Genomic DNA, 25,407 nt, shown 5'->3' with positions numbered 1-25,407 from the left:
ACGACGGCGGGGGGCCGGGTGACGGGGTTCACGGGGGCTGCGGGATTCGTGCTGCTGCGCGCACGCGCGCACCGGCTGCTGCTGGCCGCCGCCCTGCTGACCGTCCTGCTGACCACCGCCGTGCTGGCGACCCTCACCGCCTACTCGGGCGCGATCGGCGACGCCGCCCTGCGGCACGCCCTGCGCGATCCGCAGAGCGCCGCCGACACCGCCCTGATCGTCAAGGCGGACGTCCCGCGCGAGGACCGCGCCGCCGCCGACACCGCCGTACGCGACGGTACGCGCCGTACCTTCGGCGGCCTCCCGGTGACCGTGCGCACCTTGACCCGCTCCGGCCCCTACGGGCTGCCGGGCGCGGACGAGGGCGCGGAACCGGATCTGACGTACTTCGCCGCGCTGGACGCCGCCCAGGTGCAGCTCGTGTCCGGGCGGCTGCCGCGGCCGGCCGGTGGCGGCACGGTCGAGGCGGCCGTGCCGCAGAGCGCCGCCGAGCGCCTGGGCCTGGAGCCGGGCGACCGCCTCACCCTCACCGACCGGCTCGACGGCCCCGACGCGCGCGTGACCATCACCGGCGTCTACCGGCCCGCGCAGGCCGACCACCCGTACTGGGAGCTCGACGACCTCGGCGGCCGCGGCGTCAAGCAGGGCGGCTTCACCACGTACGGGCCGCTGCTGACCACCCTCGCCACCGTGACGGGCGGCCAGGTGAGCGAGGGCCCCGTCGGCTGGCTGGCCTCGGCGGACTTCTCCACTCTGACCACCGACGGCGTCGACGCCCTGCGCGAGGCGGCCCGCACCCACAGCGGCTCCCTGCGCGAGGAGCCCGCGCTGCGCGGCACCACCGCCGCCTCCACCGACCTGCCCGTGGTCCTGGACCGCGTCGAGCGCTCCCAGCTCGTCTCCCGCTCCACGCTCCTGATCGTCGCCCTGCTGCTCGTGCTGCTCGCCCTGTACGCGCTGCTGCTCATGGCGCGGCTGCTGAGCAGCGAACGCGCGGGCGAGACCCGGCTGCTGCGGGCCCGCGGCGCCTCGCGCGCCCGGATCGCCGGGCACGCCGCGCTGGAGGCGCTGCTGCTCGCCCTGCCCGCGGTCGTCGCGGCGCCGCTGCTGGCCGGGCCGCTGACCGAGCTGCTCGCCGGGCAGGGGGCGCTGGCCCGGATCGGCCTGCACCTGGACGCCCCGGGCGGTGGCGACCTCGGGGTCTGGCTGGTCGCGGGCGGCACGGCCCTCGGGTGCGCCCTCGCGGTGACGCTGCCCGCGCTGACCGCGCAGGGCTTCCGGGCGGGCCGGGCCCAGGCGCTGCCCGCCCCGCTGCGCGCGGGCGCGGACCTGGCCCTGGTGGTCGTGGCCGGTGTCGCGTACTGGCAGCTCGACCAGCAGGGCTCCGGCGCGGTGACCGACGACGCCTCCGGCACCCTCGGCATCGATCCGCTGCTGGTGGCCGCGCCCGCTCTCGCCCTGCTCGCCGGCACCGTACTGACGCTGCGTCTGCTGCCGCCGATGGCCCGGCTAGCCGAACGCCGCGCGGCCGCCGGCCGGGGCCTTGCGGCGGCGCTGGCGGGCTGGCAGCTCAGCCGCCGCCCGATGCGCGGCGCGGGCCCGGTGCTGCTGCTGGTGCTGGCCATCGCGCTCGGCATGCTGGCGCTCGCCCAGGGCGCCTCCTGGGAGCGCTCGCAGGACGACCAGGCCGACTTCCGTGCCGGGGCGCCGATCCGGGTGCTGGCCGCCGGGGACGCCGGGCTCGGCCGCACCGAGAGCTACGCGGCCGCCCCGCACGTCACCGGCATCGCCCCGGCCGTCCGCCAGACCCAGACCCTGTCCGGCGACCGCTCGGCGACCGTGCTCGCGCTGGACACCGCGCACGCCGGCGACGCGGTGCTGCTGCGCCCCGACCTCTCCCCCGAGCCGGTACGCCGGCTGCTGTCCGGGCTCGGCCCGCGGCACGACCCGGCCGGCAGCGTCGTGCCCGCGGACACCACCCGGCTGCGGCTGACGCTGAGCCTCGGTGCGCGTCCCGGCCCCGGTACGGCGGCGGATGTGACGGTCGGCCTGGTGGACGGCCACGGCGTCCCCTACCGGCTCCCCGCGTCGGCCGCCCTCCCCGCCGACGGCCGCCCGCACACCGTCACCGTCGACCTGCCCGCCGTACCCGCCGAGGTGCGGCTCACCGCCCTGGAGCTGGTCATGCCGCAGCCGGTCGGCGTCAGCGAGCAGCACCGCGTCACGCTGCGGGAGATCACCGCGCAGTCCGCCGACGGCACCGTACGGCCACTCGTACTCCCCCCGACCTGGGACGCCACGGTGGCCACCGACGAGGAAGACCCCTTCCCCGACTCCCTCACCATCCCGACCGAGCCGCGGGTGACCTCCGAGCGGCCCTTCACCGTCGAGTACGGCACCGGGCACACGCCCGCGGAGCAGTACGTCCTGCCCTTCACGCTGACCGTCCGGCTGGCCGTCGCCCAGCCCGAGGCACCCGAGCTGACCGCCGTCGCCACCGACGGCTACCTCACCGCGACCGGCGCTCACACCGGCGACCAGGTCGACCTCCCCTTCGGCGGCGAGACCCTCCCGGTGAAGATCGTGGCCGCGGTACGGGCCCTGCCGACCACGCCCGCCGAGAACGACGGCGCGGCGATCCTCGTCGACCTGCGCTCGGTCAACCAGGTCCTCGCCGACCGCGACAACGGCATCACCCCCACCGAGTGGTGGCTCACCTCCGACAGCCCCCGCGCCGCGGCGACCGCGCTGCGGGCCCGGCCCGACCTGGACCCGGCCCAGGTGCTGGTGCGCGACGAGATCGCCGCCGAGTTGCGCGACGACCCCTTCGGCGCGGGGCCCGGCGCCGCGTTCGCGGCCGCGGCGATCGTCGCGGCGGCACTGGCCGCGGTGGGCTTCGCGGTGAGCGCGGCCGGGTCGCTGCGCGAGCGGGACGCCGAGTTCGCGGTGCTGCGCGCGCTCGGTGCGAGCCGCCGCCGGCTGGCCCGGACGATCGCCGCCGAACAGGGCGTCCTCGTGGGCCTTGCGCTGCTGGCGGGCGGGGCCCTGGGCGCCGTGCTGACCCGGGCGGTGATCCCGCTGATCGTGCTGACCGCGCAGGCCACCCGCCCGGTCCCGGAGTTGCTGGTGGAGCTCCCGCCCGGCCGGGTGGCGCTCCTGCTCGCGGCGGTGGTCCTCACCCCGCTGCTGGTCACGGCCGTACTCGCCCTGCGCCGCGCGGATCCGGCGACGGCGCTGCGGCAGGGGGGTGAGTGAGATGCGATCCCTGTACGCCCCCTGGGTGCGCACCCGGCTGCGGGCCGCGCCCGCTGCCGCGTGGGCGCTGGCCCTGCTGGTGGCGCTGACCGCGTGTCTGGCGGCCGCGTTCCCGCGCGCCCTGGACCGCCACCAGGACGCGGGCCTGCGCCGGGCGGTCGCCGACGCCCAGCCCGACCGCAGCACCCTCCGGCTGGACGCGCCGCAGCCCGGCCCGGACATGACGCCGGAGCAGCAGGAGAAGTCCATGCGGCCGGCCCGGCTGGCCACGGAGTACTCCGGCATCCTCGACAGCGTCCCCGCCCCGCTCGCCGTCGACCCGGCCCAGTCGTCGTACGGCGTGCGCACCGAAGTCCCCATGGAGGTCCCGGACACCTTCCTCGCCCGCCCGCACGGACTGCCCGCGCAGGTCACGCTGGCCGCCCAGAGCGGGCTTGCCGGCCACTCCCGGCTGACCGAGGGCCGGCTGCCGCGCGCCGCCGCCGGAGCCGTCCACCGCACCACGGCCGAGGTCGAGGCCGCGGTGACCGCCGAGACGGCCGAGAACCTTCGTATCGAGGTCGGTTCGGTCGTCCACGTCCCCGGCCTGTTGCGCGGCCCCGTCGCCGTCCGGGTCACCGGCATCGTCACCCCGCGCGAGCCGTCCGGCGCCTACTGGTCGACCGCGTCCCTCCTGCGCACCCCCGCCCTGGTCTACCTCCCGGGCGACCCCGACCGCCGGGCCTACTGGCTCGGCGCGCTGCTGCTCCCGCCCGAGGCCGGCCCGGTCCTCCTCGGCACCGCGGGAGACCCCGTCCGCTACTGGAACCTGGCTCCCGACCCGCACGGCCTGCACGGCTACGACGTGGACCGCCTCAAGTCCGCCCTGGCCTCCCTGGAGAACGGCCCCGCCCTGCGCGAGGCCCGCCTGCACACCGACGAGCGCACGGAGGTCACCACCGACCTCGACGCCGTCCTCGGCTCCTACGAGCGGCTCGACGACGGCATCGCCCCGCTGATCGCCGTCGCCGCGTTCGGCGCGGGCACGGTCGCGCTGGTCGTGCTGCTGATGGCGGGCGGTCTCGCCGCCGACCGCCGCCGCGCCGAACTCGCCCTGCTGCGCGCCCGCGGCGCCTCCCTGCGCGGACTGACCGTCCGGCTGCTCGGCGAGACCGCGACCGTGGCGCTGCCCGCGGCCGCCGTCGGCCTCACCGCCGCCGTGCTCGCGGTGCCCGACGCCCGCCTCCTGCCCGCCGCGCTCGCCGCCCTAGCGGTCACCGCCGTCGCCGCCCTCGCCCTGCCGCTGCGCGCCGCGGCCGCCCACCGCACCGTCGGCGTCCACAGCGCCCGCACCGACATCACCGCCGTACGGCCCTCCCGACGCCGTACGGTCGCCGAGCTCACCCTGCTGGTGCTGGCGGCGGGCGCGGTGGAGACGCTGCGCCGGCGCGGCACGGCCGACGGCGACGCGCTCATGTCCGCCGCACCCGTGCTGGTCGCGATCATCGCCGCCCTGCTGCTGGTGCGCCTCTACCCGCTGCCGCTGCGGGGCCTGGCCCGTCCGGCCGCCCGGCTGCGGGGCGCCATCGGCCATCTGTCGCTGGCCCGCGCGGGCCGCGGCGCCACCTCCGCGATCCTGCCGCTGCTCGCCCTGTCGACCGCCCTGACCACCGCCGCGTTCGGCGGCTCGGTCCTGGCGGGCGTACGTGAGGCCCGGGACGCCGCCGCGCTGCTCGCGGTCGGCGCCGACGCCCGCGTCGAGGCCGTCGAGGGCCTGCCGTCCGCGCTGCCCGGCCAAGTCCGCCGTACGCCCGGCGTGTCCGGCCTGACCGAGCTGAGCATCGCCTACCAGGCCCGGCCGGGCGGCCGCCAGCAGACCCTGCCGGTCGCGGGCGTCGACCCCACCGCGTACGCGGCCCTCGCCGACCGCACGGACCTCGGCGCCTTCGACGGGGAGCAGTTGCGGCGGCCGGCCTCCGCAAAGGCCCCGCTCCCCGCGCTGGCCTCCCCGTCCACGGCCCAGAACCACGGCACCGCGCCCTTCGAGATCCGTATGCAGGACGGCACGCTCATCACCGTCCGCATCACCGTCGTACGGGACCGCACCCCGGCCCTTTCGGGCACCGACTTCCTGATCGTGGACCGCGCCGGGCTCAGCCGTGAGGCCGCCCGCCCGACGGTGCTGCTGCTGACCGGCGGCGGCCTGGACGGAACCGCCCTGCGCCGGGTCGCGGAACCCCGCGCGGACGTCCGACTGCGCGCCGAGGAGCGCGACCGCTACGTCGACTCGCCCCTCCAGTCCGGCGCCGAGCGCGTCTACGTCGCCGCCGTCACGGCCGGCGCCGGCTACGCCGTCCTCACCCTGCTGCTGTCCCTGCTGCGCACCGCGCCCGAACGCCGCGCGCTGCTGGCCCGGTTGCGCACGATGGGGCTGACCCGTGCTCAGGGCCGGCGCCTGCTGGTCCTGGAGTCCCTGCCCCAGGCGGGCCTCGCCGCACTCGGCGGCGTCCTCACCGGCTGGGCCACCATCCGCCTGCTCGCCCCGGGCATCGACCTGACGGCCCTCGCCCTGCCGCCTGCGACCTCCGCACCGGTGCCCGCCGAGCTGCACACGGACGCGCTGTCCCTCGCCGTACCCGCGGCCGCGGTGCTGCTGGTCACGGTGGGCGTGGCCGCGGTGCAGGCCTGGTGGACGGGGCGGCGCGGGTCGGTGACGGAGTTGCGGGTGGGGGATGCGCGGTGACCGTGAAGGGCCGCTGCCTGCCGGGGGCCGCGCGATGACCGTGAAGGGCCGCTGCCTGTCGGGGGACGCGCGATGACCGTACGAAGCCGTTACGCGTACGAAGCCTTTGTCCGGGAACGCGCGACGACCACGCCATGCCGCTGTGGAGGAGAGCCACGATGACGACGAATCCCACGCTCGCCGACCTGGCCCAGCGCGCCACGGCCGCCCGCGCCACCCCCGCCTACGGCCACGACGCGCTGATCACCTGCGACCGGCTGGTCCGTATCTTCACCACGGACGGCGTCGAGGTGCAGGCCCTGCAAGGGCTGGACCTGCTGGTCCGCGAGGGCGAGCTGATGGCCCTGGTCGGCGCGTCCGGCAGCGGCAAGTCCACGCTGATGAACATCCTCGCCGGCCTGGACACCCCCACCGCGGGCGCCGCCCGGGTCGCGGGCCGAGACCTGCTCACCATGACGGCCAAGGACCGCCTCGCCTACCGCCGTGAGGTCGTCGGCTTCGTCTGGCAGCAGACCTCCCGCAACCTGCTGCCGTATCTGACCGCGGCGCAGAACGTCATGCTGCCCATGCGGCTGTCCGGCGCGCTCCGACGCCGCCGCGCCCAGGCCCAACGCGCCCTGGAACTCCTCGACATGCTCCAGATCGCCGACTGCCGCGACCGGCGCCCGCACCAGATGTCCGGCGGCCAGCAGCAGCGCTGCGCCATCGCGGTGGCCCTCGCCGGCGACCCGGCCGTCCTGCTCGCCGACGAACCCACCGGCGAACTCGACACCCACACCGCCGAGCAGGTCTTCGGCGCCTTCCGCACCGCCAACGAGCAGCTCGGCACGACCGTCGTCATCGTCACCCACGACCAGGCCGTCGCCACCGAGGTCCGCCGCACCGTCGCCATCCGCGACGGCCGCACCTCCACCGAGGTGCTGCGCCGCAGCCGCATCGACGAAGAGACGGGCCACGAGACGGTCGTGGCCCGCGAGTACGCCATGCTCGACCGAGCGGGCCGCCTCCAGCTGCCGGCCGAGTACACGAAGGCCCTGGGGATGCGCGACAGGGTGGCGCTGGAGCTGGAGCCGGATCACATAGGAGTCTGGCCTGATGAAGACGGCCTTTGAGGGGCGCGGGGAACGGCGCGACAAGCCACAACGGCGCGAAAGCCGAAGGACGTTGATCAGCGAACAGTGATCCCGAGCGCGCCAACACCGGCACGGCGTACAGCAATGGAGCCGAAGGGCGTCCGCAGCCTGAGCCAAGTCCCGGACGAGAGAAGTACGGGATCACCCCCGCGCAGAAACCCCAAAGCCTGTGCGGCATGCACGGCCCGCACAGGCAGCCCGGTGTCGGCAACGGTCCGAGACCAGATATCGCGCCCGATCCGGTCGAGCTCAGCCCGGGTGCGGAGATCAGGCGCCAACTCCTCCGTACGGGACCGGAACTCGGCCACGACAGAAGCCACCATCGAGCGGAGCGAGTCGGCGGCCGGCAGCCCGGCCACGGCCGCCCACCCCCCACGCGGCGGCAGCACGCCGGCCCAGGGAGGCCCGGTCACCGCGGCCGGCACGACGGCGGTGGCGGCCGACTCCTCGATGCCGTCGAGGAGTTCACCGGCGGAGACGGTGACATCGAGGGTGACGTCGAGCCCGTTCTCGTACGGCTTGGCGAGCCGCACCGCCCGGATCGCGAGCACCTCGAAGGACGGCGGCCGCCCGAAGACGGCCAGCGCGGTCCCGGCGGCCTGCAGCCGCACCGCGGCCGCGCGGTCGTAGTGGAGCAGCCGGGAGAGGAAGGCCGCGAGATCCGCGGCCTCCCCGTCGTCGGCCAGCTGGAGCACCGTCATGCGGCGACGGCCTCCTCCTCGGACGCGACGGTGTCGTCGACGTCGTCGGTGTACTCCTCCAGGAACTCCCGTTCCTCGGCGGTGATCCGGCGGGGCCGCTGCGCCTCGAAGTCGAACGGGACGATCACCGTCGAGGCACGCACATAGACGACGTCGCCGTCCTTCACCTCGTAGGAGAGGGTGAAGGACGCCGCACGGATCTCCGTGACCCACAGCTCGATGTCCACGGGCGACTGCCGGTGGACGAGCTGCCGTTTGTAGTCGATCTCGTGGCGCGCCACCACCGACCCCTGCTTGAAGTCCTTCTCCGGGCGGAAGAGGAAGTCGATACGGGCTTCCTCCAGGTAGCGCAGGAACACCACGTTGTTGACGTGGCCGTACGCGTCCATGTCCGCCCAGCGAAGCGGGCAGCGGTAGAGGTGGCGCACGAGATCAGCCCCGGGTCAGCTTCTTGTAGGTGGCACGGTGCGGACGCGCGGCGTCCGCACCGAGCCGCTCGATCTTGTTCTTCTCGTACGACTCGAAGTTGCCCTCGAACCAGAACCACTTGGACTCACCCTCGTAGGCGAGGATGTGCGTGGCGACTCGGTCCAGGAACCACCGGTCGTGGGAGACGACCACGGCGCAGCCGGGGAAGTCGAGCAGCGCGTTCTCCAGGGAGGACAGGGTCTCGACGTCGAGGTCGTTGGTCGGCTCGTCGAGGAGCAGCAGGTTGCCGCCCTGCTTGAGGGTGAGGGCGAGGTTCAGCCGGTTGCGCTCACCGCCGGAGAGGACACCGGCGGGCTTCTGCTGGTCCGGGCCCTTGAAGCCGAAGGCGGAGACGTAAGCGCGCGAGGGCATCTCGACCTGGCCCACGTTGATGTAGTCCAGCTCGTCGGAGACGACGGCCCACAGGGTCTTCTTCGGGTCGATGTTCTCGCGGCTCTGGTCGACGTAGGAGATCTTGACGGTGTCGCCGACCTTGATGGAACCGGAGTCGGGCGTCTCGAACCCCTGGATCATCTTGAACAGGGTGGTCTTGCCGGCGCCGTTCGGGCCGATGACACCCACGATGCCGTTACGCGGCAGCGTGAAGGAGAGGTCGTCGATCAGGACCTTCTCGCCGAAGGCCTTGGAGAGGTTGTTGACCTCGACCACGATCGAGCCCAGACGCGGGCCCGGCGGGATCTGGATCTCCTCGAAGTCCAGCTTCCGCATCTTCTCGGCCTCGGCGGCCATCTCCTCGTAGCGAGCGAGACGCGCCTTGGACTTGGCCTGCCGCCCCTTGGCGTTGGAGCGGACCCACTCCAGCTCTTCCTTGAGGCGCTTGGCCCGCTTGGCGTCCTTCTGCCCCTCGACCTTGAGACGGGTCTGCTTGGTCTCCAGGTACGTGGAGTAGTTGCCCTCGTACGGGTAGGCGCGACCGCGGTCGAGCTCGAGGATCCACTCGGCGACGTTGTCGAGGAAGTACCGGTCGTGGGTGATGGCCACGACGGTGCCGGCGTACTTGGCGAGGTGCTGCTCCAGCCAGTTCACCGACTCGGCGTCGAGGTGGTTGGTGGGCTCGTCGAGGAGCAGCAGGTCAGGGGCTTCGAGCAGCAGCTTGCACAGCGCCACACGCCGCTTCTCACCACCGGAGAGGTTCACGACCGGCCAGTCGCCGGGCGGGCAGCCCAGCGCGTCCATGGCCTGCTCGAGCTGCGCGTCGAGGTCCCAGGCGTTGGCGTGGTCGAGCTCCTCCTGGAGCTTGCCCATCTCGTCGAGCAGCGCGTCGGAGTAGTCGGTCGCCATCAGCTCGGCGATCTCGTTGAACCGGTCGAGCTTGCCCTTGATCTCGGCGACACCCTCCTGGACGTTCTCCAGGACGGTCTTCTCCTCGTTCAGCTTGGGCTCCTGCATCAGGATGCCGACGCTGTACCCGGGCGAGATGAAGGCGTCACCGTTCGACGGCTGCTCGAGCCCCGCCATGATCTTCAGAACGGTCGACTTACCGGCACCGTTCGGACCGACCACACCGATCTTCGCGCCGGGCAGGAAGTTAAGCGTGACGTCGTCAAGGATCACCTTGTCGCCGTGCGCCTTGCGCGCCTTGCGCATGGTGTAGATGTACTCAGCCAAGAGAAACCGTCCGGCAGCTTGAAATCAGGCAGTGGGCAGATACACCCCATCTTGCCGGACTGCCACCCCTTGGGGGAAACCCGTATAGCCGGTCGCCTGTGACCTGGGCTTTCACCACCCGCGACTCCCCCTCCTCCACCGAGCGGAGCTACGGTGCCCCCATGACCAGCGCCCCACAGCGCCCCCTTCTCTTCCTGGACATCGACGGCCCCCTCATCCCCTTCCGCGACGCCCAGGCCGTCACCGGCCCCGCCCCCACACCCGCCGACCGGGCAAATCCCCTGCTCAGCCGCCTCGACCCCGCCACCGGCAGGCGCCTGCTGGCCCTGGGCTGCGACCTCGTCTGGGCCACGACCTGGCAGGAGGAGGCGAACGACGTCGTCGCCCCACGCATCGGACTCCCCAGGCTGCCCGTGCTGGAGTGGCCGGCCACCTCCCCCGAGCCCGGCCCCCACGGCCTGCACTGGAAGACCCGCCCCCTCGTCGAGCGAGCCGACGGCCGGCCCTTCATCTGGCTTGACGACGAGATCAGCTCGATGGACCGCCAGTGGGTGGCGGCCGCCCACCCCGGCCCGTCACTCCTCCACCGCGTGGACCCGGCCAAGGGCCTGCGCGACACCGACTTCTCGGAGCTCGCCGACTGGCTCCGTGGCGTGGTGTCGAGCTGAGGGCTGGTGCGGGCCGGAGGGAGTACGCGCCCTCGCACGGTCCCGCGCCGGACGCGATGGAGTGAGCCGGACCCGGCCGCGGTACGGCCTACCCGCCGAGCGGAGACCCGGCGCGCCGGTGGCCGGGCCCCCAGGAACGGCGAACGATCAGTCGCCCGTCCCCGGCCGTCGGTCCCGCAGCAGCACCAGGGCAGCCCCGCCGATGACCACCAGGCCGATGGCCGTGCCGCCGATGAGGGGCGTGATGTCGGTGCCGCCCGTTTCGGCGAGGTTGACGTCGGTGGTGGAGCCGCCGACGGTGGCCGGGCTGGGCTCGGTCATCAGCTGGGTGCGGTCGTCGGAGGTCGTGTCGCCCTGGGTGTGGCAGTCGAGGACGCCGGTGAAGCGCTTGGCGAAGCCGTCGGGGCCCTCGATGGTGAAGTCGTAGGCCTGGTCCTCCTGGAGCGGCACGGTCACGGTGCGTGACGCGCCGGCCGGGATGGTGTGCTCGACGCCCATGAGCTCGAAGGTGAACGGCTGGTCGCCGGAGTTGGCCGCGGTGATGTCCACCCCGTTCTCGGCGCAGTTCTCCCGCGCCGACAGGGCCGGTATCGCCCCGGTCTCCGCCCAGGTCGCACTCGCCGTCGCGGAGACGGTCGACTCGCTGGAGCCGGCCAGGATCTGCGTCTGGCTGCGGCTCTCGGCGGCGAAGGCGCGTCCGACCGGCACCGTGGTGGAGGCCTGCACGGTCAGCTCGGCGGAGCCGGCCGCCGCGTCCGCGGGCACCTCGAAGAAGATCTGGCTGCCGTCCCGGGCGGCGGTGACGTCCTTGCCGTCCTTGCCGACGATCCGCACCCCGCTGGACACCGCGTCCACCGGCGGCGTCAGCGTCACGCCCTGCGCGTTGGTGTGCACGGTCACCGGGCCGAGCAGCCCGCCCGGCTGCCCGGACACCGCGGGAGGGTCCAGGGTCAGCGAGGCACGCGGCTCCGGCAGCGAGCGGGCGCTCTTCTCCAGGTAGTCGGCGAGACGCTCGGCCTGCGGATCGAGGGCCGCCACGTCCGCGCCGTCGGACCAGCGCCAGATCGCCACCTGCGTCCCGGCCGCCGCGTCCTGCTCGGTCAGGCCTCCGCCGATGCCCGCCCGGCGGGCCAGCGCCGCGAGGTCGTTCACCTGCGGGTAGGAGTTCTGCAGGATCCAGCGGATCCGCCCGGCGTCCTTGTTGGCGCCCAGCGAGGTCCCGCTCCAGGACGTCTCCCGGTACTTGGCCTCCCGCTGAGTGGGGTTGTAGAGGTCGACGCAGTAGGTCTGCAGGGTGCCGCCGCCCTCGACGGACATCTCGAACAGGCCCGCCGGGACCTCCTGGTCCCCGTCCTCGCCGTGGATCACGGCCGTGCCGTACGTCTCCAGCCCGTCCATGGTGGCGACCGCCCCGCCCTGCCCCCGCACCGCCGCGTCCTCGGCGGCGGCCGGGCCCGCGCCCACCAGCGCACCGGCGGCGACGAGTCCGGACACCAGCGTCGCGGCGGCCAGGCGCGCCGCGCCCCGCCTGCGCGCGGGCACCGCGGCCGGCGCGGAGAGCGAAGACATCACACGATTCCCCTTCGAGCAGGACCAGTTGAGCGGCACCGGAGGACCCGACCCGGCTCCCACCAGCGGCATCAGAAGCCCCAAGAGCTACGCCCCGCATCCTAGGGAGACAGCGGACCCCTCTTCCCCGTCAGATAGTCGGACCGGTGATCCGACTCGCAATCGTTATCGCCGGAACGGGCCTCCGAGCAGGGCTTATCGACAAATCCACCAGTTCATCCACAGCGCATCCGCCGATAAGCCACCGATCATCCACGCGTCGTCACGATCGGCCTGACGTCACGTCACTGCCGCTGCCGTGGCGGGCAGTTGGCCCCTCTGTTCCTTCTGCTCACCCTCCGCCGAATCCTCCACCGGTGTCTCCCAGTTGGGCTCGGGCTGCTGCGCCGCCCCCGCCTCACCGGTCTCCGCCCTGGCGCCGCCCCGCCGGAACGCCGACGTGCCCCGCGCCAGGTCATGGCCGATCGCCACCGCGTCGATGTCGGCCGACGTCCAGCTCTGCCCCTCGCGCACGTCCTGGCGCACCTTCAGCCGGCCCTGGACGACGACGGGGTCGCCGACACCCAGGGACGCCGCCGCGTTGGTGGCGAGCTGCCGGTTGGCCCACACCGTGAAGAAGTTGGTGTGTCCGTCCGTCCACACCTCCTTCTCGCGGTCCCAGTAGCGCGCGGTCGCCGCCAGCCGGAACCGCGCCGACGGCCCCGAGGTCAGGTCCCGGTACACCGGCTGGGTCGCCACCCGGCCCACCACGCAGATCATCGTCTCGTTCATCGCGAACCCCTCCCGCGCCCGGCCTGTGTGCCGGACGGACTCGCGTACGGGCCAGTCCCGTACGGCTGCGGAGCCAGACTGCCCCGCACCGCACCCCTCTCGCCGGGCCCTGTGGATCACGCCCCCACCTGTGGAAAACCCCGCCACCCGCCCGGGTGAACCCCAGCGCGGACGAGATCACCCACAGGTGATCTCCACGAGGATCGGCCCACCTCAGCGCCCCTCCGGGACCCACCTCCAGCCCGTCAGCGCCCGCCGCGGCCCTTGCCGCACCTCTGGGGCGTCAGCCGCCCGCCGCGCCCCTCACCGCACCTCCAGGCCCCGCACCACACCCCCGATCCCCTCAGCCTCAACCCACCCCCAACCCGTTCACCCCACCCCGTTCACCCCACCCCCACCACCCGCCCGTACTGCTCCCGCACCTCCCGATACCGCAGCAACTCCGCCGCCACCGGATCCAGCACCCGCGCCCGCCCGCACCCCGCGGCCGCCTCCCGCAACCGGCGCTCGGCCTCCTGCCCGTAGCGCCGGGCAGGCCCCCGCGCGGCCATCCGGCAGCTCCACTCCACCAACGGCCCACCGACGATGCCCAGCACCATCAGCAGCACCGGCACCCCCAGATTGGGCGCCATGACACCGACGATCTGCCCCACCAGCCACAGCCCGCCGACCACCTGCAGCAGCGTCATCGCGGCCTGCACCAGCACGGCCACCGGCCACCACCCCGGCCGCGGCGGCCGTCCCGGCGGAAGCCCCGCGCGAGCCGCCAGCTGGTCCAGCGCCTCGGGCAGCCCATGGGCGCCCCGCGCGGCCGCCTCGCGCACCGCCTGCGCCCAGGGCGCGGGCAGCCCGGCCACGGCCCGGTCGGCCACGATCCGCACGGCCTGCTCCACGCGCTGCCGCGCGGTGGCCTCCTCGTCGGCCTGGGCCCGCAACATCAGCCGCCCCGTGGGGGGTTCGCCCCGCTCGTGGTACCACCGCCACAGCCGCAGCCACGGCGTCCCGCACGCCCGGTTCGCGTTGCGCAGCCAGGCGCGCTCGGCGGCCTCGCCCGCCGCCGTGGCACCGACCGCGTCCGCGAGCCGGGCGGCGAACTCCTCGCGCGCCTCCTCGCTGAGCCCGGTCCGCCGCCCGGTCGCGTACACGGGCCGCAGCCCGGCCGCCGCCGCGTCCAGGTCCGCCGCGATACGCCGGGCGGGCGCCCCGCGCTCGGTGACGAACCGGCCGAGGCACTCGCGCAGTTCGCCGACACCCTCCCCGGTGAGAGCGGACAGGGCGAGCACATGGGCGCCCGGTTCGCCGTGCTCGCCGAGGGCGATCCCGTCCTCGTCCAGCAGTCTGCGCAGATCGTCCAGGACCTGCTCGGTGGCCTCCCCGGGCAGCCGGTCGACCTGGTTGAGGACGACGAACATGACCTCCGCGTGCCCGGCCATCGGCCGCAGATAGCGCTCGTGCAGGACCGCGTCGGCGTACTTCTCCGGGTCCACGACCCAGATGATCGCGTCGACGAGAGCGAGCACCCGGTCCGCCTGCTCACGGTGCTGTACGGCCGCCGAGTCCAGGTCGGGCAGGTCGACCAGCACGAGGCCGCGCAACTGCGCCTCCCCCTCCGGGCTCTGCACGGGCCGCCGGCGCAGCCGTCCCGGAATCCCGAGCCGGTCGATCAGCGGCGCCGCCCCGTCGCTCCAACTGCACGCGATGGGCGAGGCGGTGGTCGGCCGGCGTACGCCCGTCTCCGAGATGGTCACCCCGGCGAGCGTGTTGAACAGCTGGGACTTGCCGCTGCCGGTGGCGCCCGCGATCGCGACGACCGTGTGCTGCCCGGACAGCCTGCGCCGCGCGGCCGCCTCGTCGAGGACCCGGCCCGCCTCCGCGAGGGTCCGGCTGTCGAGCCGGGTGCGGGACAGCCCCACCAGCTCCCGCAACGCGTCCAGCCGCGACCGCAGTCCCCCGTCGTACGCCAGCGGCGCGGAGGTCTGCGGCACGGACGCCCGGATCTCCATCACCGAGGCCGCCGCCTGGTCGCCCTCGTTGACCCGCCGCGCGATCAGCCCGTCGTCCCAGACGTCCCCGGACTCACCCCGCGCGGGCTCGTCACCAGGACGACGTGAGGCGTCATCGCCGCTACGACGCGAGGTGTCGTCGTCGGTACGACGCGAGGTGTCGTCGTCGGTACGGCGCGACGCACCACCGGTATCGGCACGGCTGCGCCGATTTTCCCCGGCCACGCGCGCGTGCCCCCTGTCCGCCGACTTCTCAGCCGCACCGGCTTCCGGCTCGGCCGCCTCCTCTCGCTCGACAGCGCGCTCCCCGCCACTCACCGAATCCTCATCACGAGCAGCACGGTCCCCGTTGTCGCCGCTATCGCTGAGGTCGCCGGTGCTGTCACTGATGTCGCTGTTCACAGCCATCTCCGGACTCCCCGTGTTGTCGGTGTGGTCCGTGTTCTCGGTGCGGTCGGTGTGGTCCATATGGTTCATGTGGTCCGTGTGATCCTGATCGGCGACGGCGGTCACCGGTCACCTCTCCTTCTGCAGTACGGACAGCGCGGCGATGAGCTCGGCCTGCGGCTCGGGATGGACGTCGAGCGCGTCCAGGGGTGCGAGGCGCCGCTCGCGTTCGGTGTGCAGTACGCGGTCGACGTGCTCGGCGAGCAGCCGCCCGCCGCGGTCGCGCAGCCGCAGCGCCCCGTGCGCCCCGAGCCGCTCGGCGAGCCCCTCGCCCGCGGTCCGGGCCCGGCGCCCGCCGAGGAGCGCGGTGGCGACCAGCGCGGCGATCACCTCGGGGTCGGGGGCCTGGCCGCGGTCGAGGTCGCGGATCTCGTCCTCGGCGTACTCCTCCAACTCGCGCCGCCAGCGCCGTACGGCCATCCCGATACGGTGTTCCGCGCTCTCCGGCTCGGCCTCGCGGGCCCGGAGCTCCGGCGCGTCGGAGGCCGGTTCGCGGCGCCAGGCGTCGTCGATGCGCTCGTCGGCGGCGGTGACGGCACACACCAGCAGGGCGCTCAGGCTGTCCACGAGCGCGTCGAGCAGCTCGCCCGCGGTGCAGTCGAGGGGAAAGGCCCGCCAGCGCTTCAGCGCGCCACCGGCGAGGACGGCGCCCGACTGGAGCCGGCCGCGCACGCGCGTGTGCTCGCTGTCGTAGGCGGCGTCGACGGCGGCGGTGAGCCGCAGGGCGGCCGCGTACTGGGCGGCGGCGGCACCGGCCAGCTCGGGCATCCGGGCCTTGAGGGAGTCCAGGACGCCGTACGCGGTACGGGCCATGGCGTGCTGCCGCGCGGCGGGGTCCTGGGCCTGGTGGACGAGCCAGGCGCGCAGCTGGGCCACAGCGGTGGCGGGCAGCAGACCGCCGCCCCAGGCCGACTCGGGCAGCTCGGGCACGGTGAAGCGGGGCACGTCGCCGAGCCCGGCTTTGGTGAGCAGGGCGCCGTACTGCCGGGACACCTCGGAGACGACCTGGTGGGGCACCCGGTCGAGGACGGTCACGAGGGTGGCTTTGTACTCCTTGGCGGTGCGCAGCAGGTGCCAGGGCACGGCGTCGGCGTACCGGGCGGCCGTGGTGACCATGATCCAGATGTCGGCCGCGCAGATCAGCTCGGCGGCCAGGACGCGGTTGTCGGCGACGAGGGAGTCGACGTCGGGCGCGTCCAGCAGGGCGAGGCCGCGCGGGAGGGAGTCGGCGGTCTCGACGCGCAGCACGCGCGCGGGGTGCTCGCCGGGCAGCAGCAGGTCGTCGCCCGGTTCCTGGTGGGGCACCCACACGCGGGTGAGGTCGGGCAGGACGCGCATGCCGCTGAACCAGTGATGGTCCTCCGGATGGCACACCAGCACCGGAGTGCGGGTCGTCGGCCGCAGCACTCCCGCCTCGCTCACCCGCCGCCCCACGAGGGAGTTGACGAGGGTCGACTTGCCGGCGCCGGTCGACCCGCCCACGACGGCGAGCAGCGGGGCTTCGGGGTCTCTCAGCCTGGGCACCAAGTAGTCGTCGAGCTGCGCGAGCAGTTCGTCGCGGTTGGCACGCGCGCGTGGCGCCCCCGCCAGGGGCAGCGGGAAGCGTGCGGCGGCGACACGGTCGCGCAGGGCGGAGAGTGCGTCGAGCAGTTGAGGCCTTACGTCCAAGGTCACCACATGCGAAGAATGCCCAATTTTAGGGGAATTCTGAAGCATATAGGCATCTCTGCGCGCCGACAGGACAGAAGGGGCGGAAGGTGCGACCGGGACACCGGGCAAGGCCAGGCATAACGAGTGCACAACACCCGTGGTTCAACCCGCAAAAACCGCTGCACGATTCGTAACTGCCTGCGATTATCAGGACCGCTTCACCGAACCTCCACATCGAGCCACGGAGGCGAGGCGACAGGGACATGGATCGCGGAGCCCTATCCTTGTCCCCGGCGACGTCGGGGAACAGCCCTCACCGGGGCACCACGACACCAGGCCACCACACCGGCCCCCGTAGCTCAGTGGATAGAGCAGGCGCCTTCTAAGCGCTTGGCCGCAGGTTCGAGTCCTGCCGGGGGCGCAAGCTTCCGCCCTCCCTCCGGGAGGGCATTTTTGCTGGTCAGACCGGGTGAAGCTCGACACCCGTCAGCCCCGGAAGCCCCCTCGATGATCAAGGGCAGAGTCCGGGGCTGTCCGGCTGTCACCGGGTTTTCGCGGGTGGCCGTGTCGAATACGTGTCGAAGTTCTCAGCCAAGGCCAGGTGCCTCCGGCAGGTCGCCCGCAGCTTCCAGGCGCCGCTTAAGATCCGGCAGCTGCCCGTCGATGCATCGGGCGTACGTGGCCAGAAGTACGGCGACGCTGTTCCCGGCCCACTCCGCCACCTGGGCGGGCGGAATCCCGTCGTTGAGCCACTTCGTCAGGCGGGTGTTCCGGTTGTCGTACACGCGCCGCCCGGTAGGCGACTCGACGACATGCGGGGGAAGCACGGCCTTACGGGCGCTGCGCCACGCCCGGCGGATGACCGAACCGGCGAGGATGCCGCCACCCTCGCCCTGGAAGAGCAGGTCACCCGGCCGGAGCTGTTCGTCCTCGATGTGCTGCCGCAGAATGCGCGTGAGTGCTGGATGTCCGGGAACGGTCCGTGTCTCACCCTCCGCGCGGCCCTTCAGGTCGCGTCGTTCATGGATCTCCCCAGTGTCGGTCCACTGCCTCCCGACCTCCGGGGTCGCTGTGTGGATCAGCAGCTCGCACCACTGGTCCTCAGCGTCGGGTGCGGACAGGGTCACGTCTTCCACCCGCATGGCCACGGCTTCCTCGGGCCGAGGACCGCAGTAGTACAAGGTGGCGAAGAAGGCATGGAGCCGCTTGCCACCGCGCGGCCGGCTGCGTACCCAGCCAAGGATCGCAGCGGCCTGCTCGGGGTTCAGCAACGAGCGCTTGTCGACGGCGTTCGAGGTCTTCACGGCAGCCGTCGACTCCTTCCCCTTGGGCAGCGGGTTGGCCCGCAGGATGCGCCGCCGGACCGCGTACTTCATCGCGACGTTGAGAATCCGCCGGTTGCGCTTCCGCGACCAGGCCGCCGCCTGCTTGCCGTCGAGGCGGGTGTCGATGGCGCGCAGGACGTCGTCGACCTTCTCGGGGTCTTCCCAAACCGAGACGGGCAAGGAGTTCCGCTCAACCCACCGGAGGATGGTCACCACGTCCCGCGGCGCGTCCGGGCGCCGGTTGGTGTTGAACGCCCATTCCCGCAGAGCGGTGCGCACGGCCGCCGGTTCGAACTGGCTCGGCTTCGCCTTCAACAGGGCGATGGTGGTGGCGGTCAGGGTCTTGGCCATGTTCTTACGGCTGTTGCCACCGAGCTGGGCCCAGCGGGCGTCCACGTATTCGACGGCGAACTTGTACCAGCTCATGGTCGCCGCCTTGGAGCGGTGGGACACCGGGAGGCCAGTGGCGACGACGAAGGCCTCACCCTTGCCCGTCGCCCGGATGAGTTCGGAGCGGAAGCCTTCTGCTAGCGCGACGGTGTCGAAGGGCTCACGCCAGCGCTTCCCCGCGACGACCCACCGCACGGTGTACGTGGTCTTCCGTGCACCCTTGTAGGTGAGGATCTTGTAGACCTTGACGTCGTACGTCGTCTCCATCAGGCGGCGTCCTCACTGTCGTCGAGCCAGTGTTCGAGGTCGCTCCGCCGGACCCGGAGGTCACCGTTCGGGAGCTTGATGCAGCGCGGGGCACGACGCTTGGCGCGCCAGTCGTAGAAGGTCGAGCGGGAGATGGCCAGTTCCTCGCAGACCTCCGCGAGGGTGAGCATGCTGCGTGCTCGAACGGCCGTGGTCATTCCTTGCTCCCTTCGCTCAGGAGGGCTTCGCGGGCGGTCTCGCGATTGGTCTGGAGCTCGCGGGCGATGGTCGCGGCGAGTGCGGCCTCACCCGGTGTGTGGCCGTGGCCGGCGTACTGCCAGTCCGTCAGGACGAGGACCGTGTCAGGCTCGGTGTCGTCCAGCCCGAGGGCTTCGCGCTCTTGGGCGGCCCGGTAGTCGGCGCGTTCCTGGCGGAGGGCGCCGAGGGTGGTGGAGTACGTACGCGACTTGGACGAGAAGTGCCCACGGAAGCCGAGCATGTGCGCCCAGGCCCAGAGGCGCCGGTCCGGGTAGAGGCTGTCCAGGTCACGGCACGCGGTGATGAGCCGGCGCGTGTGGTCGGGGACCTGGTGGCGGTCGAGTTCGGCGAGTTCACCGATGCGGCGGTCCAGCGTGCCGGTGTTCTCCGCAGCCTTGGTGGCGTACTTGGCCACGTAGGAGGCGACGGCCTGTTCGGTGATGTCGGAGCCGTCCCCGAAAGCCTTGACCGGGCGGACGTCAAGTTGACGGCCCCAACGGAAGGTGCGGGCGGGTTGGCCCCCGGCAGCCGGGACCGAGACGGACGTGTACGAGTGCGCTGCTGCGGCGCGTAGGGCGTCCGTGAGGAGGTCGACGGTGGCCCAGGCAGGCGGTGGCGTCCCGGGCCCCTCCGGGCCGTCCAGGCGTACGACGGCATGGAAGTGCAGGGCCCCGCGCTTCTGGAACTCGGCGACCTTGCCGTACGAGACGCGAAGGTGCTCGGCGAGTTCCCGGCGGGTCAGGCCGGCGCGGACGGCAAGTTCGCGGCGGAGCCGGGTGGTGAACCGCTGCCAGAGCTGCCCGGCGTGGTTGTTGAAGAGCACGGCGCCCGCGTAGTCGTACGTGTCCGGGTCGCTCGGGGGCGTCGGGCGCATGCGAGGCGCCGCAGCGGCAGGCGCCGCGGTCGGGACGGTTGTGGACCGGGCCGAACGACGGTGCCGTGAGCGTGGCGAAGACGCGCGGATGATCGCGGACGGTGGCGGGGACGTCTCGGCGGTCGTCCCCCGCCAGACCGGCGCGGATGAGGTGGTACGTGTCGCCCGCGTACGTCCAGGCGCAGGCGGGGCAACGGGAGGCACGCCGGTTGCCGCAGGCGAGGCGGAGGCGTCCGCCGGGCTCGTTCGCGGTGGAGTAGTGGCGCAGGGTCTCGCCGCTGGTCCTGTCCTTGTGGAGGACCCATCCCGTGAGGTGGATCGGGTCGGAGCAGCCGCCAGTGCGGCGGATCTGGTCCTCCCACCGGGCGTAGTCGGAGGCCGAGGCGACTCGGAGCACGTCGCCGAGGGTGATCGGGTCGAGCAAGGTGTCTGGCGTGGGCGCACTCGGTGTCGCGGATGAGGCGCGGTAGGCCATGCTGGGGGTTCCTTCCGGTTGCGAGATCGGACGGGGCGGCGCCCGGGCGGCGGATGCTTGGCGGTATCGAGGCCGCCCGGGGGCCGGTCAGCGTCGCTTGGCGTCCGCGTTGACGAGCGAGCGGATCACCAGGGCGCAGATGGCGACCGAGACGCTGGTGACGGCGACGGCCAGGAGCATCGAGACGAGGACGGCGCCGAGGACCAGGACGACGGCGGTGCCGCCGCCGACGAGGGCGAGGGCGGCGCCAGGGGTGAGTTGGACCGTGGGCCGGGACGGCGATTCTGGCGTCGCGGAGGCGGCTGGCGGAGTCGCGGCGTTCGGCGTGATGGTGGTCGTCTCGACGACGAGGGGCGGGGTGGTGACGCCCGTCGGCATCGGCATGGTGGGGATCTTCGGGCGGAACATCGGGGGTCTCCTTTCGCGGACTACTTGACGACGGTGTTGATCGCGGGGGCCAGGACGCTGTCGGCGAGGAGGAAACCGCCGAGGAGCAGCACGGCGATGAGCCAGGCGGGCGGGCGGGCGGATGAGCTTGACGCCGAGGTAGCCGACGACGAGCAGCGCGAGCCAGAGCGGGACCTGCATGGCGGTGGCCTCCTAGCGGACGCGGCAGCGGTGGGTGCGGGCGGCGAGCTGGGCGGCGGACTGGCTGGTGTAGTCGGCTGACCAGCCGCAGCCGTCCGAGGTGCACACGGCGGCGTGCCTGGTCTGGCCCCGGCGGTCGCGGTGAGTGCCGATCTGCACCGGGCCGATGCGCATCACGGAGTGGAAGTGGTCGCGGGCGGGCATGGCCGGTTCTCCTTCCGGATCAGGTGAGCTGGGCGGCGATCGCGTCGGCCAGGTGGGGCGGGACGCCGAGGCGGGCCCGGAGGGTGTCGGTGTCGATCGGTGAGCCGGTGCGGATGCGGTACTCGTCGGCGACCTTGCGGGCGTGGTCGACAAGGACGGGAGGAACCGCGGGGGTTGGGGCCGGAAGGGCCGGTGTCTCGTCGGCCGCGGGGGCCGGCGGCTCCGGTTCGGGCAGCGGAGCCGGGTCGCGCTCGGATGCGGACTCGGGCTCGGGCGCCGACGGTTCCGGCTGCGACTGAGGCTTGGCGGAGTGGGCGAGGAGGGTGCCGCCGAGGAAGGCGAGCGCGGGCCATCCGGCGATGCCCAAGCGGAGCAGAGCGGGCGGATCGGCCAGGTCGAGGAACCCGGCGGTGGCAACGTTGGCGCCGAGCGAGGCGAACAGGGCGATGAGGAACCAGGACCAGGCGAGCCGGGAGGGTCCCTCACTGCGGAGCCGTCGCCAGGCGGCGACCAGCAACAGGTCGACACTGACCGGGTAGGCCCAGGCCTTCCAGCCGTCCTGTCCCGCAGCGGCGGCGAGGTCATGGAGGTGGGCGAAGGACAGGGCTCCGGCGATGACGGCCTGGACCAGGACGGCGTCGACGCGCAGACCGGCGTGGGCAGCCATCAGGAGCCCTCCGCGGCGGTGTCAGGCGGCTCGGGCAGCGAGGCGGCCAGCGAGGGGCTGACAGCTTCGACGAAGTCGAGGTCGGCGCCGTTCATGTCGGCGTACAGGGCGAGTTGACCGAGGAGGAGGACGGTGCGGGCAAAGTCCTCGCAGTCGGGGCACATGGCGGCCGTTCTCCCTTCATCAGGCATGGCAGGGGTAGGGACTTGGCGCGAAGGTGGTCACGCCGACCGGGGAGTGCGGAAGGTCAGGCCGTGACGGCGGCTGTCTTGGACAGCGGCACGGGGGCTGAGGCAGTGCCGGTCAGCGCGGGGCGGAAGGGTGCCAGTTCGGGCAGTTCCGGGGTGCGGTCGGCGTGCCGATTACAGATGTTGACGGCCTGGCGGAGCGTGGTGTGCGGGGCGCGGATGCGGTGCCAACCACCGGTCGAGTCACCGGCGACGGCGACGCCGCGCGTCTCTGCGGGGATCTGGATGGCGGCGAGGACGGCGTCCGGGGAGATGTCGCCGAAGGCCATGTTGGCGCTGGTCTCGTCGTTGACGCGATGGGCGGTGCGGCCGGTGAGCTGGGCGCGGAGCATGGTGATGCCCTTGCCGAGTTCAGAGCCGAAGCGCTGGCCGCAGATTTCGAGGTAGATGCCGGCCGCGCGGCCGAGCTGGGCGAGGCGAGCCAAGGCGGTGATGATGCGGTCGCGCCGCTTCTCTTCTTCCTTGTTGGCGAAGAGGGCGAGTTCGGCGACCTCGTCGACCAGGACGACGATGGGGGTCGGGCGGACGTGGTCGGGCAGGTTCCAGATATCGGCGGCGATCTCGGCGTCCGGGACGTCGGCGGTGATGCGCTGCTCGGCGCGGATGAGTTGATAGACGCCCTTCATGCGGTTCACGAGCGCGTCGAGGAGTTCGGCGGCCGTGTCGGGGTCGTCGGCGAGCGCGGAGAACCGGCGGGCCAGCGGAAACAGCTCCACACCCTCCTTGCAGTCGATGCCGACCAGGGCGACGTCCATCGGGGCGAGCCCGGCAACGAGGTTGCGCTGGTAGACGGACTTGCCGGACTCGGTGGCACCGAGGGTGAGCGCGTGGGGTATCGCCCGGTAGTCGCGGTAGTGGACCGAGCCGTCTTCGCGCAGAGCGACCGGGACCCGCATCGGCCGGATGTCGGTCCTGGACGGCATCTGCACGCGCTTGAGGACGTCGTAACCGGTCATCCTCAGCTCGACCACACCCGAGCGCAGCTCACGCGATGTGACGCCGTACATCGAGAAGGAGTGGCGGAGCCGGTCGGATGCGGCGGCGAAGTCGAACGCGTCCTGCCCGGGCTGGAGTTTGAGCCGTAGGACCAGTCCGGTGCGGGTGGGCCGTAACCGCAGGATGCGCGGCGGTCGCGACTCGGGCACCGGCCGGTTGGTCATCCGGGCGAAAGCGAGGCGCCAGCGCGAGGGCGGGACGGTCAGCCCGCAGGCGTCCATGACCGAGCCGTACCGGATCAGGACGCGCAGCGCGGCCAGGATGACCCCGAAGGTCAGCCAGTACCAGGCGGGGCGCCGCCACCGCAGGAGACCCGCAGTGGCGACGACCAGCACAAGCGCGACCGTGAAGGCGGTCATGATCAGGCCGCCTTCGCGGCGGTGTCGACAAGCGAGGTCACGGCGACGGCGCGGAAGGCGATGCCGTGCCGCTTCTGACCGTTGAACTCGTTCTCCCAGGGCCGGGCGATGAGGCCGGTGAGGGCAACGGGGGTGCCCATGCCCAGCTCACCGGAGATGCCGGTCTCGGGGACGGTGATGGACAGGATCTCGACCTCGTCGTTGGCCGCGAACATCACGTCGACCGTCATGAGCTTGGCGCCGGTGTCGGCGTCCGTGGCGATCTCACCGGTGCGGCGGTCACGGACCTTAGGCTGCGGGGTCTTGGCGACCATGACGGTGGCGGCGGTGGTGTCGACGGGGATCTGACGCATGGCAAAGCACTCCTCTACAGGGGTGGAACTCCGTCACTCATGTACATGAGTGACATGAAGAAGAGTGCATGACTCCTATACATGAGTCAACCCGTCGCGAGTACGAAGTCGCGACGGGCTGCGGGGAGTTGAGGAGCCGTCAGTCCTCGGCTGGGATGCGGTACTCGAAAACGAACTGGTCAGCGGCCATGAGCGTGTCGCAGACCTCGACCACGCGACCCTCGGTCGTACGAGCCTCACGGATCAGATGAACCACCGGCGAACCAGGGCTGAGCGCGAGCTCCGACGCCTCGGCCTTGGAGGCCGGCCGTGCCTGCAGCGTCTCGACGAACTCGGCGAATTCGTGCCCGTGGTCCTCAAGTCGGGCGTAGATGCCACCGCCACCAGGGTTCTCGGCGAACAGCTCGGGGATCTCCTTCACCACGTCCCACGGCAGGTAGGAGGTGGCGGTCTCGACCGGGGTGCCGTTGCGGAAGTAGAGGCGGCGCCGGGCGAGCACCTGGGCGCCGGCATCAACACCCAGCCGCCGAGCAGCATCCTCCGGCGCCTCCATCGGCCCGATGTACAGGACGCTGACCTTGGCGGTAGCACCGGACTGCGCCGACTCGGCGAGGTAGGCAGCCTTGCCGCCACGCCGGAGCGAGCGCCGGAAGCGATCGGAGGAACGGTGCCGTACCGGCGGCCGATCCTTCACGATCGAGCCCTTACCGTGCCGGGTCTCGACGAGCCCACTCGCCCGCACCTCGACCATGGCCTTACGGATCGTGCCCCCGGACACGCCGTACCGGTCGACCAGCTCGGATTCACTCGGCACCATGTCACCAGGCCTGAGGACACCAGCCCGGATCTGCTGCACGATCTCGTCCGCGATCTGCACGTACCGAGGCCCGGACCTGCCCCCACCTGCTTCGGTTCCCATAGTCCTTCCCCGCCTCCTATGCTCCTGTATATGAGTACCCAGGAAGCAACTTTGCCGCCACTCCACTCGGTCTCCGTCGCCGGGGTCGTAGTGCGCGAGGACGGCCGCCTCCTGGCAATCCGCCGAGCCGACAACGGCACCTGGGAGCTCCCCGGCGGCGTACTCGAACTCACCGAAACCCCCGAGGCTGGCGTAGCCCGCGAGGTCCTCGAGGAGACGGGCATCCACGTCGAGGTGGACCAACTCACCGGCGTCTACAAGAACACGACCCGCGGCATCGTGGCCCTGGTCTTCCGCTGCAAGCCCTCTGGGGGCACCGAGCGCACGTCGAGCGAGTCGACGGCCGTGGAGTGGCTGACACCCGAGGAGGTCAGCGAACGCATGGCCGAGGTGTTCGCGATCAGACTCTTGGACGCGTTGGACGGCAACGGCCCGCACGTGCGGAGCCACGACGGCAAGCGGCTCAACCCAGCGGGATAAGACTTTCCC

At 72.7% G+C, this 25,407-nt stretch carries 21 protein-coding genes, 1 tRNA gene and 1 pseudogene; 6 read left to right on the top strand and 17 right to left on the bottom strand.

The window, feature by feature from the left end:
- The first annotated feature begins 18 nt into the window (after positions 1–18).
- The 3 genes from RKD23_RS24660 to RKD23_RS24650 all read left to right on the top strand — a co-directional run bounded on the left by RKD23_RS24660 (position 19) and on the right by RKD23_RS24650 (position 7,089).
- Positions 19–3,255 carry an FtsX-like permease family protein gene (locus RKD23_RS24660; RefSeq protein ID WP_424855647.1) on the top strand — a complete coding sequence of 1,079 codons (3,237 nt, stop codon included), beginning with the start codon at positions 19–21 and terminating at the stop codon, positions 3,253–3,255.
- Position 3,256: 1 nt separating this feature from the next.
- Entirely contained in the window at positions 3,257–5,977 is a 2,721-nt protein-coding gene (locus tag RKD23_RS24655) for an FtsX-like permease family protein (protein WP_424855646.1), read from the top strand.
- Positions 5,978–6,135: 158 nt separating this feature from the next.
- Positions 6,136–7,089 (top strand): ATP-binding cassette domain-containing protein, encoded by a 954-nt coding sequence (locus RKD23_RS24650; protein WP_424855645.1) that lies wholly within the window; start codon positions 6,136–6,138, stop codon positions 7,087–7,089.
- Positions 7,090–7,145: 56 nt separating this feature from the next.
- Here RKD23_RS24650 and RKD23_RS24645 read toward each other — a convergent pair whose 3' ends face one another.
- From RKD23_RS24645 to ettA, 3 genes are read right to left on the bottom strand one after another with little or no spacing between them, the layout of a single operon-like run.
- Positions 7,146–7,811 carry a hypothetical protein gene (locus RKD23_RS24645; protein WP_424855644.1) on the bottom strand — a complete coding sequence of 222 codons (666 nt, stop codon included), beginning with the start codon at positions 7,809–7,811 and terminating at the stop codon, positions 7,146–7,148.
- Positions 7,808–8,239, bottom strand: a complete 432-nt coding sequence (locus RKD23_RS24640; RefSeq protein ID WP_404035757.1) for an acyl-CoA thioesterase — start codon at positions 8,237–8,239, stop codon at positions 7,808–7,810. The genes RKD23_RS24645 and RKD23_RS24640 overlap by 4 nt, the downstream gene beginning before the upstream one ends.
- A gap of 4 nt (positions 8,240–8,243) precedes the next feature.
- Entirely contained in the window at positions 8,244–9,908 is a 1,665-nt protein-coding gene (gene ettA / locus RKD23_RS24635) for an energy-dependent translational throttle protein EttA (RefSeq protein ID WP_404035760.1), read from the bottom strand.
- Between the two features lie 161 nt (positions 9,909–10,069).
- Between ettA and RKD23_RS24630 the strand changes: the two genes are divergently transcribed.
- A complete protein-coding gene (locus RKD23_RS24630) occupies positions 10,070–10,576 on the top strand; it encodes an HAD domain-containing protein (protein WP_424855643.1) in 507 nt (168 codons plus the stop codon).
- A gap of 147 nt (positions 10,577–10,723) precedes the next feature.
- On the opposite strand, the gene RKD23_RS24625 is transcribed toward RKD23_RS24630, so the two are convergent.
- The 4 genes from RKD23_RS24625 to RKD23_RS24610 form a co-directional block, all read right to left on the bottom strand.
- Positions 10,724–12,145: a TQXA domain-containing protein gene (locus RKD23_RS24625; protein ID WP_424855642.1), complete on the bottom strand. Its 1,422-nt coding sequence runs from the start codon at positions 12,143–12,145 to the stop codon at positions 10,724–10,726.
- 279 nt (positions 12,146–12,424) lie between these two features.
- On the bottom strand, positions 12,425–12,916 hold the full coding sequence (locus tag RKD23_RS24620) for a single-stranded DNA-binding protein (protein WP_424855641.1): 492 nt from the start codon (positions 12,914–12,916) through the stop codon (positions 12,425–12,427).
- A 383-nt stretch (positions 12,917–13,299) separates the two neighbouring features.
- Positions 13,300–15,396 (bottom strand): GTPase, encoded by a 2,097-nt coding sequence (locus RKD23_RS24615; protein ID WP_424855640.1) that lies wholly within the window; start codon positions 15,394–15,396, stop codon positions 13,300–13,302.
- A gap of 39 nt (positions 15,397–15,435) precedes the next feature.
- Complete coding sequence (locus RKD23_RS24610; protein WP_424855639.1) at positions 15,436–17,043, bottom strand: dynamin family protein; 1,608 nt, start codon at positions 17,041–17,043, stop codon at positions 15,436–15,438.
- A gap of 321 nt (positions 17,044–17,364) precedes the next feature.
- On the opposite strand from RKD23_RS24610, the gene RKD23_RS24605 reads away from it, so the two are divergent.
- A tRNA-Arg gene (locus RKD23_RS24605) sits at positions 17,365–17,437 on the top strand.
- Positions 17,438–17,603: 166 nt separating this feature from the next.
- Here RKD23_RS24605 and RKD23_RS24600 read toward each other — a convergent pair.
- The 10 genes and pseudogenes from RKD23_RS24600 to RKD23_RS24555 all read right to left on the bottom strand — a co-directional run bounded on the left by RKD23_RS24600 (position 17,604) and on the right by RKD23_RS24555 (position 24,918).
- A complete protein-coding gene (locus tag RKD23_RS24600; protein ID WP_424855638.1) occupies positions 17,604–18,998 on the bottom strand; it encodes a tyrosine-type recombinase/integrase in 1,395 nt (464 codons plus the stop codon).
- The gene (locus RKD23_RS24595) at positions 18,998–19,195 is read right to left on the bottom strand and encodes a helix-turn-helix transcriptional regulator (RefSeq protein WP_424855637.1); all 198 of its coding nucleotides are present in this window, start codon (positions 19,193–19,195) and stop codon (positions 18,998–19,000) included. Before RKD23_RS24595 ends, RKD23_RS24600 begins: the two co-directional genes overlap by 1 nt.
- Positions 19,192–20,584: pseudogene (repSA, locus tag RKD23_RS24590) on the bottom strand (replication initiator protein RepSA). The gene RKD23_RS24595 and the pseudogene repSA overlap by 4 nt, the downstream one beginning before the upstream one ends.
- 87 nt (positions 20,585–20,671) lie before the next feature.
- Positions 20,672–20,992 carry a SpdD-like protein gene (locus RKD23_RS24585; RefSeq protein ID WP_424855636.1) on the bottom strand — a complete coding sequence of 107 codons (321 nt, stop codon included), beginning with the start codon at positions 20,990–20,992 and terminating at the stop codon, positions 20,672–20,674.
- A gap of 192 nt (positions 20,993–21,184) precedes the next feature.
- Positions 21,185–21,376, bottom strand: a complete 192-nt coding sequence (locus tag RKD23_RS24580; RefSeq protein WP_424855635.1) for a mobile element transfer protein — start codon at positions 21,374–21,376, stop codon at positions 21,185–21,187.
- Positions 21,377–21,395: 19 nt separating this feature from the next.
- Positions 21,396–22,043, bottom strand: a complete 648-nt coding sequence (locus RKD23_RS24575; protein WP_424855634.1) for a DUF2637 domain-containing protein — start codon at positions 22,041–22,043, stop codon at positions 21,396–21,398.
- Positions 22,043–22,207, bottom strand: a complete 165-nt coding sequence (locus RKD23_RS24570; RefSeq protein WP_190219733.1) for a hypothetical protein — start codon at positions 22,205–22,207, stop codon at positions 22,043–22,045. The genes RKD23_RS24575 and RKD23_RS24570 overlap by 1 nt, the downstream gene beginning before the upstream one ends.
- Before the next feature lie 83 nt (positions 22,208–22,290).
- Positions 22,291–23,646 carry an FtsK/SpoIIIE domain-containing protein gene (locus RKD23_RS24565; RefSeq protein ID WP_424855633.1) on the bottom strand — a complete coding sequence of 452 codons (1,356 nt, stop codon included), beginning with the start codon at positions 23,644–23,646 and terminating at the stop codon, positions 22,291–22,293.
- 2 nt (positions 23,647–23,648) lie between these two features.
- Positions 23,649–23,999, bottom strand: coding sequence for a hypothetical protein (locus tag RKD23_RS24560; RefSeq protein ID WP_392274716.1), 351 nt, complete (start codon positions 23,997–23,999; stop codon positions 23,649–23,651).
- A 139-nt stretch (positions 24,000–24,138) separates the two neighbouring features.
- Entirely contained in the window at positions 24,139–24,918 is a 780-nt protein-coding gene (locus RKD23_RS24555; protein WP_424855632.1) for a GntR family transcriptional regulator, read from the bottom strand.
- Positions 24,919–24,936: 18 nt separating this feature from the next.
- Between RKD23_RS24555 and RKD23_RS24550 the strand changes: the two genes are divergently transcribed.
- Positions 24,937–25,398, top strand: coding sequence for an NUDIX hydrolase (locus tag RKD23_RS24550; RefSeq protein WP_424855631.1), 462 nt, complete (start codon positions 24,937–24,939; stop codon positions 25,396–25,398).
- Positions 25,399–25,407 lie beyond the last annotated feature (9 nt).

Origin of the sequence: Streptomyces sp. SAI-170, assembly GCF_049739565.1 — a bacterium.
Classification (GTDB): domain Bacteria; phylum Actinomycetota; class Actinomycetes; order Streptomycetales; family Streptomycetaceae; genus Streptomyces.
Note: the sequence above shows the minus strand (reverse complement) of the source record. Positions and strands in the feature narration are given on the sequence as shown.

What these genes read in the sequence shown, in the direction of transcription:
- RKD23_RS24620 (WP_424855641.1), bottom strand. Translation starts at nt 12,916, where the DNA reads ATGAACGAGACGATGATCTGCGTGGTGGGCCGGGTGGCGACCCAGCCG.
- RKD23_RS24655 (WP_424855646.1), top strand. Translation starts at nt 3,257, where the DNA reads ATGCGATCCCTGTACGCCCCCTGGGTGCGCACCCGGCTGCGGGCCGCG.
- RKD23_RS24595 (WP_424855637.1), bottom strand. Translation starts at nt 19,195, where the DNA reads ATGACCACGGCCGTTCGAGCACGCAGCATGCTCACCCTCGCGGAGGTC.
- RKD23_RS24645 (WP_424855644.1), bottom strand. Translation starts at nt 7,811, where the DNA reads ATGACGGTGCTCCAGCTGGCCGACGACGGGGAGGCCGCGGATCTCGCG.
- RKD23_RS24580 (WP_424855635.1), bottom strand. Translation starts at nt 21,376, where the DNA reads ATGCCCGCCCGCGACCACTTCCACTCCGTGATGCGCATCGGCCCGGTG.
- RKD23_RS24575 (WP_424855634.1), bottom strand. Translation starts at nt 22,043, where the DNA reads ATGGCTGCCCACGCCGGTCTGCGCGTCGACGCCGTCCTGGTCCAGGCC.
- RKD23_RS24615 (WP_424855640.1), bottom strand. Translation starts at nt 15,396, where the DNA reads ATGAACCATATGGACCACACCGACCGCACCGAGAACACGGACCACACC.
- RKD23_RS24565 (WP_424855633.1), bottom strand. Translation starts at nt 23,646, where the DNA reads ATGACCGCCTTCACGGTCGCGCTTGTGCTGGTCGTCGCCACTGCGGGT.
- RKD23_RS24550 (WP_424855631.1), top strand. Translation starts at nt 24,937, where the DNA reads ATGCTCCTGTATATGAGTACCCAGGAAGCAACTTTGCCGCCACTCCAC.
- RKD23_RS24585 (WP_424855636.1), bottom strand. Translation starts at nt 20,992, where the DNA reads ATGTTCCGCCCGAAGATCCCCACCATGCCGATGCCGACGGGCGTCACC.
- RKD23_RS24560 (WP_392274716.1), bottom strand. Translation starts at nt 23,999, where the DNA reads ATGCGTCAGATCCCCGTCGACACCACCGCCGCCACCGTCATGGTCGCC.
- RKD23_RS24570 (WP_190219733.1), bottom strand. Translation starts at nt 22,207, where the DNA reads ATGTGCCCCGACTGCGAGGACTTTGCCCGCACCGTCCTCCTCCTCGGT.
- RKD23_RS24625 (WP_424855642.1), bottom strand. Translation starts at nt 12,145, where the DNA reads ATGTCTTCGCTCTCCGCGCCGGCCGCGGTGCCCGCGCGCAGGCGGGGC.
- RKD23_RS24630 (WP_424855643.1), top strand. Translation starts at nt 10,070, where the DNA reads ATGACCAGCGCCCCACAGCGCCCCCTTCTCTTCCTGGACATCGACGGC.
- RKD23_RS24650 (WP_424855645.1), top strand. Translation starts at nt 6,136, where the DNA reads ATGACGACGAATCCCACGCTCGCCGACCTGGCCCAGCGCGCCACGGCC.
- RKD23_RS24600 (WP_424855638.1), bottom strand. Translation starts at nt 18,998, where the DNA reads ATGGAGACGACGTACGACGTCAAGGTCTACAAGATCCTCACCTACAAG.
- RKD23_RS24555 (WP_424855632.1), bottom strand. Translation starts at nt 24,918, where the DNA reads ATGGGAACCGAAGCAGGTGGGGGCAGGTCCGGGCCTCGGTACGTGCAG.